Genomic DNA, 13,056 nt, shown 5'->3' with positions numbered 1-13,056 from the left:
TTGAAACTAATTTTTAGACTAATCTAAAAATTAGTTTATATTTGCATAAAATTATATTAAGATGAAACTAATTAATGTGCTAGTACTATGTTTAGGATTGTATGCTCAAGGGCAAAATTCTTATGAAATCACAGGGCGTGTGTTGTCCGAAAATCAAGGTTTACCTTATGTGAGCGTTTATATTAGAGGCAGTAGTTTAGGAACCACGACAGATGATAACGGTTATTTTCAATTATCAAACGTTGCTCCAGGTTCACATGATATTATGGTATCATTTGTGGGTTATAAAACTATTAAGAAATCAGTTGATATTTCCGAAGACACAAAAAACCTAACTTTTAATATGCAGTACGATGATTCTTTAGATGAAATAGTGGTTACAGGAACGCTTAAATCTGTAAGCCGATTAGAAAGTGCTGTACCTGTAGAAGTATATTCTCCCGCTTTTTTTAAAAAGAATCCTACTCCAAACATTTTTGATGCCCTTCAAAATGTAAATGGAGTGCGTCCACAACTTAACTGTAATGTATGTAATACTGGTGATATTCATATTAATGGTTTAGAAGGTCCATACACCCTAGTTTTAATTGATGGTATGCCAATAGTAAGTGGGCTATCAACAGTTTATGGGTTGTCTGGTATACCAAATTCTTTAATTGAACAAGTAGAAATAGTTAAAGGTCCTGCATCATCACTGTATGGTAGTGAAGCGGTTGGTGGCTTAATAAATATTATCACAAAATTACCAGAAAATGCACCTATTGTTTTTGCTGATACGTTTGTAACAGGTTGGGGAGAACTCAACGTAGATGCTGGTTTTAAAACCAATGTAGGAGAGAAGGCAACAATGCTATTTGGGACTAATTATTTTACGTACAACAATAAAATAGATAATAACAATGATAATTTCACCGATTTAACCTTGCAAGACCGTATTTCTATTTTTAATAAATGGGATTTTAAAAGAGAAGACAATAAAAAGTTTTCTCTTGCTGGACGTTATTTTTATGAAGATCGTTGGGGAGGAGAACTTCAATGGAACAAAAGCTTTAGAGGAGGCGATGAGGTTTATGGTGAAAGCATTTATACGTCACGCTTTGAGCTTCTTGGAGACTACGAGTTGCCTATTGATGAAAAAGTAAATTTTCAATTTTCATACTCAGATCATGATCAAAATTCGGTCTATGGCAATATACCATATTTAGCACAACAGCGTATCGGCTTTGGGCAATTTATTTGGGACAAACCGCTAGAAAAGCACGATCTATTATTTGGTGCAGCCTTACGTTATAATTATTATAATGATAACACAACTGCAACTTTACGTCCAGATGAGGTGACTATTCCTTCTCTTTTTGTACAAGACGAAATTGAGCTTAGTACAAAGCAAAATCTCTTGCTTGGGTTGCGTTATGATTATGATAATAGACATGGCTCTATTATAACACCTCGTGTAGCATATAAATACAAACCAACTGGTGATGATATTATTAGAGTAAATGCTGGGACAGGATTTAGGGTAGTTAATCTATTTACAGAAGAACATGCTGCACTTACAGGAGCAAGAGATGTTATTATCGAAGAGGCATTAGAGCCAGAACAATCATACAATGTTAACATTAATTATCTCAAAAAATGGTACACTAAAAAAGGGATGATATTTACCTTTGATACCTCTGTATGGTATACACATTTTACCAATGCCATTATACCAGATTACGATACTAATCCTAACCAAATTATCTATGATAATTTAGATGGTTATTCAACCTCAAAAGGTATAAGTTTAAACCTTGACGCACTTTTAGCAACAGGTATTAAAGGTAGTATTGGAGCTACAATACAAGATGTTTCGCAAACCGAAAATGACGTACGAACACGTCAAATATTAACTGAGCGTTTTACAGGTACTTGGTCGTTGTCATACAAACACTATCCTACAAATATTACGGTAGATTATACAGGTAATTTGTATGGACCAATGCGATTACCTCTACTTGGCGATTTAGATCCTAGGCAAGAATTTTCGCCAACTTGGAGTATTCAAAATATACAATTTACTTACGACGGATTTGAAAACTTTGAATTATATGCAGGCATAAAAAACCTACTAAATTGGACTCCAAATCGTGGAAACCCCTTTATTATTGCCCGAGCAAATGATCCATTTGATGAGAATGTTGAGTTTGATAACGACGGAAATGTGCTAGCTACACAAGATAATCCATTTGCGTTAACTTTTGATCCATCATACGTTTATGGACCTAATCAAGGCATTAGGGCGTTTTTAGGATTGCGTTATTCATTGAATTAACATGCTAATTTTTAGTATCTTCGTAATTAAAATTTAGAGTAATGAAAAAACTGATAACTATTCTTGTCATTTTCGCATGTTTTAGTTGTAAAAACGAAACAAAATCTAACGGTAAATTAAATGTTGTTACAACTACTACAATGATAACCGATTTGGTTGAAAACATTGGTGGAGAATTCGTTAACGTTCAAGGGTTAATGGGTAGTGGAGTAGATCCTCACCTCTATAAAGCCAGTGAAGGCGATGTGACAAAATTGGTAGAAGCCAATGTGATTTTTTATAATGGTTTACACTTAGAAGGCAAACTCGTTGAGGTATTTGAGAAAATGGGAAGCGCAACCAAAACACCAATCGCATTAGGTGAAGAGTTGGATAAAAACACCTTGATAGGATCAGATTATTTTGCGTCAAATTATGATCCGCATGTATGGTTTGATATCGAATATTTTAAGCAATTTGCTAAAAAAGTAACGCAAGTACTTTCAGAAAAAAATCCAGAAAATACCGATAATTTTAAAGCAAATGAAGCTAAATATTTGGCGCAATTAGATGAACTTCAAAAAAATATAAAAGCGACTATTGAGACACTTCCGAAGGAAAAAAGAATATTAGTAACTGCACATGATGCGTTTAATTACTTCGGAAAAGCTTACAACTTTGAAGTTGTAGGCTTACAAGGCATATCTACAGCTACCGAAGCAGGAGTACAAGACGTACAGCAATTATCGGCTTTTATTATAGAGAAACAAATTAAAGCTATTTTTGTAGAAAGTTCAGTTCCAAAACGAACCATTGAAGCTTTACAGGCTTCAGTAAAATCTAAAGGTCATGAGGTGGAAATTGGAGGTACATTATACTCTGATGCATTAGGAAGTACTGGCACTCTAGAAGGCTCTTATATTGGTATGTTTGAGTATAATGTGAACACGATTGTAAATGCACTGAAATAAGGCTGAATGTTATTTAGGGCAAAGCGAAGAATCTAAGAAAATAAAACAAAAGATTCTTTAGTCATACCTCCTTCTATATGACACAAAAGATGATTTAGTATGAAACAAAACATAGCAGTACAAGTAGACGATTTAACCGTAGCCTACAACTACAAACCTGTACTTTGGGATATCGATTTAGAAATTCCAGAAGGTGTTTTAATGGCTATCGTTGGACCAAATGGCGCAGGCAAATCCACACTTATTAAATCTATTTTAGGCATTTTAAAACCTATTGCTGGTAGTGTGAGAATCTACGGTAAATCTTACGAAAAGCAACGGTCATTAGTCGCTTATGTACCTCAAAAAGGAAGTGTAGACTGGGATTTTCCAACAACAGCTCTTGATGTTGTTACTATGGGAACTTACGGTAGTTTAGGTTGGATAAAACGTCCACGCCAAAAACAAAAAAAAGCAGCTTTAGAAGCGCTAGAAAAAGTTGGGATGTTGGCTTTTAAAAGCAGGCAAATTAGCCAATTATCTGGTGGGCAACAACAACGTATATTTTTAGCTCGTGCTTTAGTACAAGATGCTGCAATTTATTTTATGGATGAACCCTTTCAAGGTGTTGATGCAACTACCGAAATTGCCATCATAAACATTTTAAAAGAATTGCGTAAAGCAGGTAAAACAGTAATCGTTGTACATCATGATTTACAAACAGTACCCGAATATTTTGATTGGGTAACCTTTTTAAACGTTAAAAAAATAGCAACAGGTCCTGTTAGAGATATTTTTAACGATGATAATTTGACGAAGACTTATGGGATTAATTATAAAGTGAGTATACAGGAATAATATTGAGTTTGTAGTAGGCAGTTGCAATTTTTAGTGCTTACTCTGATTAATAAATTCCTTTCCTTTTTTTAAGGGAAGGTGGATTTAAACTCAATAAAGAGTTTAAAGACGGAAGGGTTATAAAAAATAAAATAAAACAAAATCGATTTAAAAGACTACATAGAACTAGTTTTCACAGACTATACGCTTAGAACCATCACCTTAGGTACTGCAATTCTTGGTGCAGTCACAGGTATGTTAGGTAGTTTTGCGGTACTTAGAAAACAGAGTTTACTTGGTGACGCCATTTCTCATGCTGCCTTACCAGGAATCGCTATTTCGTTTTTAATTACTGGAGCAAAAGACAGTCATACATTATTATTAGGAGCCTTAGTGAGTGGTTTGATTGGAACCTTCTGGATTCGTGGAATTATAACAAAAACCCACTTAAAATCTGATACGGCTTTAGGTTTAATTCTATCGTTGTTTTTTGGCTTCGGAATGCTCTTGCTTACTTTTATACAAAAACAACCCAATGCCAATCAAGCTGGACTAGATAAGTACTTATTTGGTCAAGCAGCAACACTGGTAGAAAGTGATGTGTGGATGATGGCTATTGTAACAGGTATTTGCCTTTTTGTATTATTACTTTTTTGGAAAGAATTTAAAATTTTACTCTTTGATAAAGACTATGCTAAAACTCTTGGATTTAATACAAAATTGATTGATATTTTAATTACGAGCTTTATTGTTTTGGCTATTGTTTTAGGGTTGCAAACCGTTGGTGTTGTATTAATGAGTGCTATGCTTTTGGCACCTGCAGCTGCAGCACGACAATGGACAAATAGTCTCGCAACAATGGTGGTTTTAGCTGCGATTTTTGGTGCGTTTTCGGGTGTTTTTGGCACAGCAATTAGTGCGAGTCAAAATAATTTATCTACAGGTCCTGTTATTGTGTTAGTAGCAGCGGTTTTTGTACTCATCTCTTTTATATTCTCTCCAAGTCGCGGTTTGTTATTTAAACAAATTCGATTTATAAAAAATCGACGCGATTTAGAATTGCATAAAACTTTAGCGTTTATGTATCATATTGCAGAGTCGCATGCAGACATTACTCATCCACACGAAATTAAAATCCTAAATGGGTTTCAAGGGTATACCAAAGGGACTCTTAAAAAACTGGTAGAAAAAAATTACGTGACATTAAAAGGGTCTACTTGGAGTTTGACAAACGAAGGGTTTGAATCGGCTTTAAATTTATATAATCAATTATCCAAGAACGATGAGTAGTGCACAAATAGAAATACAACTTATAGCGAGTCTAGTAGCTGTTGCTTGTGCTATTCCTGGGACGTTTTTAGTACTTCGTAAAATGGCCATGATAAGCGATGCCATTAGTCATTCCATACTTCCTGGAATTGTAGTTGGTTTTTTTATTACCCAAGATTTAAACTCGCCTTTATTAATTTTATTAGCTGCTTTAACAGGAGTTGTAACTGTTGTTTTGGTTGAGTATATCCAAAAAACAGGATTGGTAAAAGAAGATACAGCCATTGGTTTAGTGTTTCCTGTGTTATTTAGTATTGGAGTATTAATGATTGCAAAAAAAGCAAATGATGTGCATCTTGATATTGATGCGGTTTTAGTTGGAGAGTTAGCATTAGCGCCTTTTGATCGTTTACTAATTTCTGGTGTAGATGTTGGTCCTAAAGCACTTTGGGTGATCGGTGTCATTTTAATTATTACAATTGTATTATTACTAGCGTTTTTTAAAGAGCTAAAACTTAGTACGTTTGATAAAGGCTTAGCAGCATCCTTAGGGTTTTCTCCTGTGATTATTCATTACGGATTAATGACAGTATCATCAATAACCACTGTAGGTGCTTTTGATGCTGTTGGTGCAATTTTAGTTGTTGCGCTCATGATTGCTCCAGCTGCAACGGCCTATTTGTTAACAACAGATTTAAAGAAAATGTTGTCACTTTCAATACTCTTTGGGGTTTTTAGCGCAATCGCAGGTTATTGGGTAGCACATCAATTAGATGCGTCTATTTCGGGTTCAATCACAACAGTATTAGGATTTTTATTTTTGTTAGTTTATTTATTTGCGCCAAGTAAAGGTGTTTTTGCAGTGATGTATCGAGAAAAACAACAACGTACAGAAGTATCCTTACTCACTTTTTTGCTGCATTTAAAAAACCATGATGAAGAACGAGAACGTCATGTGAATCACTTAAATGAACATATCAATTGGCAAAAAGTGCGCTCTAAAACGGTTTTAGATTTAGCTCTAAAAAATAATATGATTGAGATTAATAAAAACATCGTGTCCCTCACTGTAAAAGGTAATGCTTTTACAACGCAAGCCATTGATTACATTATTACTAATGAAGATGCTCAAATTGAAGATATGAAGGACGATTTCTTTTTGTTTAGAGGGTAGAATCTTCAGTCTTTATTTTTTCTGAACGACAGTATGAATTTCAGTTGTTAAGGCGAAATGTCACACTGAACGTATTTGTAACATTACTCCACATAAGAAATTACAACACCTGAGACATACATTTGATTTTCCCAATTGGTTGAACGTACTTTCATTATATAGGTGTATGTAGAATTATCTATATTAATAAACCCTAATGGAGCAACTGTAAAAAATCGATGTGCAGAGCTACTTCCTAAAGACGTACCATCAACAACTAAAACCGAAGTATTGTTATTTACAGGTCTTCTTTCTAGTTGGAACGTCATATTTGAGGTTGGTGAATTATCAACATAATGTACCGTAACACCAGTTAGGGTAGCTCCATGTGGAATGTTTAAGTTGGTTTGAAAAAGTTTATCTCCAGACTGTCCTGAGAGTCCGTTGCCTGTAATAACGGTTGATGATACTTCTACTCCAAGTGGCGTTTTAGCATGAAAAGCTACTGGATTAATAGAGATGTATTTTGTTTCAGAGCTTATAACAAGATTTCCTTGTGCGTCAGCAACAACATTTCGCGAGCCTGTACCAGCGAGATCAGATGATCTAATAGTTCCTGTGACATCAAGTTCTTCGATAGGATTGCTGTTGTTTATGCCTAAACGACCGTCTTTATGAAAAGAAAATGCAATACTAGTATTTTGAAAATCACTTTCAGAAATTAATAAATCTAACCACGTGTTAGAATTTTCTATTTTCCAATCTGTACTCGATCCAGTTCTTAAAAATTCTAATGAAGTGAGGTCGCCATCATTAGAATTAATGCGTAATTTTTGTTCTCCAACTCCAGAGATTTCTAGAGTTCTCGTTGGGATGTTAGCAATTGATGAAGCTACTTGTGAAAATGGTACCGAATTAAAAGAGCTCGTTCCCATATCTATATAACCTGAGCCATCATTAAGATTTACATGAACGGTTAAAGCATACAAATCTCCATTGTTCCAATTAATATTCTCAAAGAAACCGATGGATGGATTACCTTCTCCTATGTCTAAAATGATAAGTCCATTCTCGTTTGTGACTACCGATAAAAACTGCTCTTGATACACTGTTGTAGATTCAGATTCATTAATAATACCGAATCTAACTGCTATGGTTTCGTTATTTACAACATTACCGTTACTGTCTTTTATGATTGCTTTATAGTTTATGGAGTTTTGAGTAAAGGTTAATCCAGACATTAGAAGTCCTATAAAAAGTAAGAGTGATTTCATCATCATATTGTTTTAAGGTTTAAATACCTGATTTGTAGATGATAAAAATAATTGAAGCCTTTATTTATACTTAAAACTATTGTAACAAAGTATGCGCTATATGTAACATAATGTTGCTTTTACGAGAATAGTGTTTGTATTAGGTAAAGTTTTAGTTGGTTTAAAATGATAAAAAATGAACTATTAATGTAGTCCTAAAATTTCCGAAGTAAAAAAACGACTTCATAATACTAAAACTGGTCGCTTGAGTTTTAGACATTCCTTAGATGTCTTATTTAGAATTACGAGTTAGTTTTTCTAATTCTATTTTTAAATCTTCAAGGTTAACTTCTTTAAAATTAAAATTAACGTTTGGATTAGATGCTGTTTTGGTATCAACAGTATCGTAATAAAGTTTACCGTTTTTACGTTTTATGGCAACTAAAATAACATTTTCGTTTGCTCCCACAGTTCTAAAATCATAAACATCATTAGTGTGCCAGCTTGGTAATACTGAATTTAAAGATTTAAAAACCATATTAATACTGGCTTCTTCAGCATTTTTAATTTTGAGTTTGTATTTAATTCGAGTGGTACGACCGTTAATAAAACGATCACAGTTAATCCAACCCAATTTTGATGTTTTTAAAACGTAATTACCAACATCTCTTGATGAAATACTTGTATTTGTAACATCGTCTAAACCTTCTTCAAACTCTGATTTTGTCACCATTTGACGTCCTGCTTGATATAATGGTTTTGGTACAAGTTTATAGCCTCTAGAGCTTGACGGAATTTTAGTTTTGTCCCAAGGCACTCTAATAATATGACCACCTCGTGTAATAGAATCATCTTCTAGAATTTTAAATTTGGTGTTTGCCATGTCTAACAATGGTTTTCTTAAAATGATGGCGCTTTCAATATAATTTGGCTTGGTTTCTAAACTAATACGTCTAATTAGTTTTTGTTTTTTGTATTGTTCCCATTCACTTATAAATTGAGCATCTACAGGAAAATCTTTGTCGTGCATCACTTCTCTAATAAATTCAACCATACCACGTTTGTCTTCGTAAATGGTATCCATTTCTCTAGCGCTTATTAAGCGACTATCAAAAGCGATACTCGTAGCCATTGATACAGTATCTTTATTAATTAAATTACCAGTAATGGTATTGTCACCTTTAATATCAAAGTTAATAGGCAGAGAGTAAGGTACAATAACGGCTTTACCGCGTTGCTTACCAGGAATCATTTTTGGTAATAATGAAATAATACGATCAGCCTCTTCGCTTAATCTTGGATGTGAGCCTCTAGATTGAATAAAAACAATATTTCCTTCGGTATCAATCCTGAAAATGGAATTGATTTGTTGTCGTCCTGATAATCCTAAATCTGCACCAAGGTTGGTGTTAAAACGTCTTTTTATAAATTTAGAAATCGCATCTTTCATGCATCGTTTTCTAGCGTCATTAGTGGTTTCATTTTCGCAACCAGGAAATATTGGAGCTTGCTCTACCACATTAAAAGGTACTTCTACGAGTTCTTCAATATGTTCTTCGGAAATCAATATATCATCAACACTAGCGTCATTTTGAAGTGACCAATTGATGTTTTCACCTTGCCATTCTCCTGAGAATAATTGCATTCCTGGTTTTTTATTTTTCGACGGAAATGAAACTTCAATAGGTAAATCGTCTTTTAATTCTAAATCAATAGAGCCTTGCTTAGCTTCAATAAATAACATACCACCAGTTTCTAGTTGTTTACCATTAGAAACTGTGGAAAGGTTTGCCAGTAATATATCGGATAGTTTATAATACTCAGTAACTTGTAATTCTATTGTTCCTGATACCGATTTTTTTGACTTTGGATTGATAAAAGCACCTTTAGTAATGGTTAGAATAGTGCCTTCTTTGCATCTAATTATGGTGTCTTTATCTACATTAATTTTGAGTAGTTGTGGTTGTTTTGTTATATCCATTTTGGTAGATGAAACGCTTCCAAATTTTCTCTGATTTGTGGTTGTAGAAAAGCTAATTTCATGTTCAGGCGTTGTTTCAATAGTTTTGATTTTTGAGGAATCTGTAACCTTTTTAACTATTGATGTTTGGGTTGTTGTAGAGTCTACAATTATTGAATTAAACGTATTAGAGTTTGGTGTTGGTTCCTTTTCCGAAGTATTAAAAACTAAGGTGTATAACGTAATTATTACTCCAATAATTATGATGGAAATCCCAGAGATTTTCAACCACTTTTCAGTATAATATGTTCGTTTTGCGTTTTGAATATCGCTTTTAATATCAATGCGTTCTAATCCATTTATGAAAATAATATGTTCTTGGTAAATGGTATTAAATTCGAGGTCGTTTTGAAGTTTAGTTTCAAACTCTAATCGTGCCTCTTTAGAGAGCACATTATTTAGGTAATCGTTTATGAGTGCTATATATTGCGTGTACGTGTCCATGCGATTTCGTTTTTAGGATTGAACCTGTTTTAATTTGGTTTGATAGATGTCTTTTGCTTTTTTTAAGCATTTATACTTCTGGTTTTTTGCAACTTTTGAAGATTTAAATTGCATCTCATTTGCGATGTCTTTAAACGACATGGCTTTGTGATAAAACAGTTGTAATAGTTGTTGACATCGTTTTCCTATGTCTAGAAAAGCATGTTCGGCAAGTTGATATTTTTTTTCTTCAATAACATTTTGAAAAATCTCAACCTCTTGCGCATTAAGTTCTTGTAATTGTTGTTTGGAGTAACTTTTTTGAATATCTGACCATACAAATCGTGATACCGAATATAGATAAGTATAAAACGATGAGGTGAGTTTAAAATGTGAGGTTTGCAGGTTTCGGTTTAAAATAATGAGTGCTTCTTGAAACACATCACTTGCATCATCTTTATTGCCTCCTTTTGAGAGTATCAATGTCTCAATTCTAGGGTAGAGGTAGTAAAGTTTTTGGAACGCTTTCTCGCGTTGACCGTTTTTAAAAAGTACTAAAATGTCTTGATCGCTCATAGAGGTTTTTTTAGTCCAATTAATCTATAAAACTTAATTGGCTTTACTTATTAATGGTCAAAAGTCAAAAAGGTCTCCTAAAATTTTTATAAAATTGTGCAATTATAATACCAAATTAGATTTGAAAGGTGAAATTATAATTAACGACTATAGGTTTTTATTTAATATCATGGACATACTTAATTACATCACAGGACAAGGCGGATTTATGATACTTGGACTTATCGTAATCTCTGTTTTTATCTACAGAAAATATAGAGAAAAACGCTATTTTAAGCACATTGAAAAGAAAATAAACAATAAAAATAAATTGACTAAAGATTAAAATCCACGTTCTTTTTGTAATTGTTCATAAGCCATTTGCACTTGTTTAAATTTTTCTTCGGCACCTTTTTGATGTTCTTCACCTAAATGAATAACTTTATCTGGATGGTATTTTTTAGCCATTTTTCGGTACGCTTTTTTAACATCATCATCGGTGGCCTCTTTTGTGATTTCTAAAATTTTATAAGCATTATCTGAGCTGTTATAAAACATGGCTTTGATACTTGCGTAGTCGCGAGAACTAATACCTAAATAACCAGAGATCATATAGATTTGAGACACTTCATCATCAGTTACCATACCGTCTGCTTTAGCTATTCCGAAGAGGAAATGAAGCAATTGTAACCGTGAAGAGTGATCCATCATTTCACGTATTTGCAAACATACTTTACGTACAGGTATTTGTTGTTTACTTACATTTTTAAAAAGCTTAAACGCATGATTAGCTCGATCTTTGCCATACATGCTCACAAATTGTTGACGTACAAAATCTAACTCGCTTTGGTCTTGTTTACCATCTGCTTTAATCACTACTGAGGCTAATATTAAAAGACTTACTTCAAAGTCTCCCGATCGCGTTTGTGTACGAGTACGAGTATGAGTTCTAGATTGAGAGGTGTTTTGCCTTGAACGTCTTTGCTGCTGCGTATCTCCATCGCCTAATAAAAAACCGCCACCTTTTGTAGATCCATCAATTAAACTTCCAATAGCCAAACCTATGATGGCTCCAATTGGTCCACCAAAAGACCAACCCAAAGCGCCTCCTATCCATTTTGCAAAACTCATGTATGTAATGTATTTATTGTGAATTTCAAATATACCATTTGTTAGTAGAATTATTTTGATTTTGTTACGTATACATACAAGCTTTTTAAAATTTTGTATCTTATGTTTTCAGATTTAATTGCATGATAAAAAAGATTGTACTTTTACTCGTATTGGCTTTGGCCGTGTTTACATTTTCTTGTGGTAGCGATGATGATGTCTTAAATATTAATGAGCCTACCTTAGAAGGATCATGGTCATTAGTTAACGTTTTTGGTGGCTTTGCAGGTATTGATGATGATTATGAAAACGGTATCATTGTTTGGGATTTTAATCTAGAAACACAGCAAGTAACAGTGACTAACACTAATATGGAAGTAGTCATTTTTGATGGTTTACCTACAGGAGTTTACGATTTTGAAGTATTGATAACAGAAGAAGACAGGATATTGGTGATCGATTTTTTTAGTTTCAATCTTTCGGTACTTACAGCGCATGAGTTCATATTAGACCAAGGTGCTTATACAAATGATGGTTTTCAACTAACTTTTAATAGGTAGTCTTTTGTTCTCTTCGGAAATATCTCACTATAGAAAATTCATATCTACCCATTGAAACTGCTAACTGAATACTTTAAACAGACTACTTATTTTGCGTATCTTTGCATTTCAGAATAATAATTTAAAACATTAAGATATATGTATCCAGCAGAATTAGTAAAACCTATGCGTGAGGATTTAACCAAAGTTGGTTTTGAAGAATTGCATACAGCAGATGCCGTAGAAGTTGCATTAGCAAAAGAAGGCACAACCTTGGTTGTTGTGAATTCAGTTTGTGGTTGTGCAGCTGCAAACGCACGTCCAGGAGCGAGACAGAGCTTACAAAATACAAAGCGTCCAGATCATATTGTGACTGTATTTGCAGGTGTTGATAAAGAAGCAGTTGATGCTGCAAGAGGTCATATGGTACCTTTTCCTCCTAGCTCACCAAGTATGGCTTTGTTTAAAGATGGAGAATTAGTACACATGTTAGAGCGTCATCACATTGAAGGTCGTCCAGCAGAATTAATTGCAGATAACCTTATGGATGCTTACAATGAGCATTGTTAATAGATTGTGTTAAGCAATTTGTAGAATCTCTACATTTGAGATAAATTATGTATATAATTACAAAAACCACGATTTTTAATCGTG

Annotated in this window: 12 protein-coding genes; 8 read left to right on the top strand and 4 right to left on the bottom strand. The window is 33.7% G+C overall.

Going from position 1 to position 13,056, the window contains the following annotated elements; translation table 11 throughout:
- Positions 1-61: 61 nt before the first annotated feature.
- From TD29_RS10970 to TD29_RS10950, 5 genes are all read left to right on the top strand, one after another.
- The gene (locus TD29_RS10970; protein ID WP_040280642.1) at positions 62-2,314 is read left to right on the top strand and encodes a TonB-dependent receptor; all 2,253 of its coding nucleotides are present in this window, start codon (positions 62-64) and stop codon (positions 2,312-2,314) included.
- A 41-nt stretch (positions 2,315-2,355) separates the two neighbouring features.
- Entirely contained in the window at positions 2,356-3,264 is a 909-nt protein-coding gene (locus TD29_RS10965) for a metal ABC transporter solute-binding protein, Zn/Mn family (RefSeq protein ID WP_040280641.1), read from the top strand.
- A 99-nt stretch (positions 3,265-3,363) separates the two neighbouring features.
- The gene (locus tag TD29_RS10960) at positions 3,364-4,101 is read left to right on the top strand and encodes a metal ABC transporter ATP-binding protein (RefSeq protein ID WP_040280639.1); all 738 of its coding nucleotides are present in this window, start codon (positions 3,364-3,366) and stop codon (positions 4,099-4,101) included.
- A 159-nt stretch (positions 4,102-4,260) separates the two neighbouring features.
- The gene (locus TD29_RS10955; RefSeq protein WP_394331535.1) at positions 4,261-5,370 is read left to right on the top strand and encodes a metal ABC transporter permease; all 1,110 of its coding nucleotides are present in this window, start codon (positions 4,261-4,263) and stop codon (positions 5,368-5,370) included.
- Positions 5,363-6,523: a metal ABC transporter permease gene (locus TD29_RS10950; RefSeq protein WP_040280637.1), complete on the top strand. Its 1,161-nt coding sequence runs from the start codon at positions 5,363-5,365 to the stop codon at positions 6,521-6,523. Before TD29_RS10955 ends, TD29_RS10950 begins: the two co-directional genes overlap by 8 nt.
- Positions 6,524-6,606: 83 nt before the next feature.
- On the opposite strand, the gene TD29_RS10945 is transcribed toward TD29_RS10950, so the two are convergent.
- The 3 genes from TD29_RS10945 to TD29_RS10935 all read right to left on the bottom strand — a co-directional run bounded on the left by TD29_RS10945 (position 6,607) and on the right by TD29_RS10935 (position 10,774).
- Positions 6,607-7,776 (bottom strand): hypothetical protein, encoded by a 1,170-nt coding sequence (locus TD29_RS10945; protein WP_152611500.1) that lies wholly within the window; start codon positions 7,774-7,776, stop codon positions 6,607-6,609.
- Positions 7,777-8,047: 271 nt separating this feature from the next.
- The gene (locus TD29_RS17950) at positions 8,048-10,219 is read right to left on the bottom strand and encodes an energy transducer TonB (RefSeq protein ID WP_052467080.1); all 2,172 of its coding nucleotides are present in this window, start codon (positions 10,217-10,219) and stop codon (positions 8,048-8,050) included.
- Between the two features lie 12 nt (positions 10,220-10,231).
- Positions 10,232-10,774, bottom strand: coding sequence for an RNA polymerase sigma factor (locus TD29_RS10935; RefSeq protein ID WP_040280635.1), 543 nt, complete (start codon positions 10,772-10,774; stop codon positions 10,232-10,234).
- Positions 10,775-10,943: 169 nt separating this feature from the next.
- On the opposite strand from TD29_RS10935, the gene TD29_RS18530 reads away from it, so the two are divergent.
- Positions 10,944-11,099 carry a hypothetical protein gene (locus TD29_RS18530; RefSeq protein WP_161792619.1) on the top strand — a complete coding sequence of 52 codons (156 nt, stop codon included), beginning with the start codon at positions 10,944-10,946 and terminating at the stop codon, positions 11,097-11,099.
- Here TD29_RS18530 and TD29_RS10925 read toward each other — a convergent pair.
- On the bottom strand, positions 11,096-11,884 hold the full coding sequence (locus TD29_RS10925) for a DnaJ domain-containing protein (protein WP_040280633.1): 789 nt from the start codon (positions 11,882-11,884) through the stop codon (positions 11,096-11,098). The genes TD29_RS18530 and TD29_RS10925 overlap by 4 nt on opposite strands.
- A gap of 122 nt (positions 11,885-12,006) precedes the next feature.
- Between TD29_RS10925 and TD29_RS10920 the strand changes: the two genes are divergently transcribed.
- Complete coding sequence (locus TD29_RS10920; RefSeq protein WP_040280632.1) at positions 12,007-12,423, top strand: hypothetical protein; 417 nt, start codon at positions 12,007-12,009, stop codon at positions 12,421-12,423.
- 138 nt (positions 12,424-12,561) lie between these two features.
- A complete protein-coding gene (locus tag TD29_RS10915) occupies positions 12,562-12,972 on the top strand; it encodes a BrxA/BrxB family bacilliredoxin (protein WP_040280631.1) in 411 nt (136 codons plus the stop codon).
- The last annotated feature ends 84 nt before the right edge of the window (positions 12,973-13,056 follow it).

Source organism: Psychroserpens damuponensis, from assembly GCF_000826655.1.
Lineage (GTDB): Bacteria > Bacteroidota > Bacteroidia > Flavobacteriales > Flavobacteriaceae > Psychroserpens > Psychroserpens damuponensis.
Note: the sequence above shows the minus strand (reverse complement) of the source record. Positions and strands in the feature narration are given on the sequence as shown.

Coding starts and splice junctions, on each gene's coding strand:
- TD29_RS10920 (WP_040280632.1), top strand. CDS start 12,007: ATGATAAAAAAGATTGTACTTTTACTCGTATTGGCTTTGGCCGTGTTT.
- TD29_RS10945 (WP_152611500.1), bottom strand. CDS start 7,776: ATGAAATCACTCTTACTTTTTATAGGACTTCTAATGTCTGGATTAACC.
- TD29_RS10935 (WP_040280635.1), bottom strand. CDS start 10,774: ATGAGCGATCAAGACATTTTAGTACTTTTTAAAAACGGTCAACGCGAG.
- TD29_RS10965 (WP_040280641.1), top strand. CDS start 2,356: ATGAAAAAACTGATAACTATTCTTGTCATTTTCGCATGTTTTAGTTGT.
- TD29_RS10915 (WP_040280631.1), top strand. CDS start 12,562: ATGTATCCAGCAGAATTAGTAAAACCTATGCGTGAGGATTTAACCAAA.
- TD29_RS10925 (WP_040280633.1), bottom strand. CDS start 11,884: ATGAGTTTTGCAAAATGGATAGGAGGCGCTTTGGGTTGGTCTTTTGGT.
- TD29_RS10970 (WP_040280642.1), top strand. CDS start 62: ATGAAACTAATTAATGTGCTAGTACTATGTTTAGGATTGTATGCTCAA.
- TD29_RS10960 (WP_040280639.1), top strand. CDS start 3,364: ATGAAACAAAACATAGCAGTACAAGTAGACGATTTAACCGTAGCCTAC.
- TD29_RS18530 (WP_161792619.1), top strand. CDS start 10,944: ATGGACATACTTAATTACATCACAGGACAAGGCGGATTTATGATACTT.
- TD29_RS10950 (WP_040280637.1), top strand. CDS start 5,363: ATGAGTAGTGCACAAATAGAAATACAACTTATAGCGAGTCTAGTAGCT.
- TD29_RS17950 (WP_052467080.1), bottom strand. CDS start 10,219: ATGGACACGTACACGCAATATATAGCACTCATAAACGATTACCTAAAT.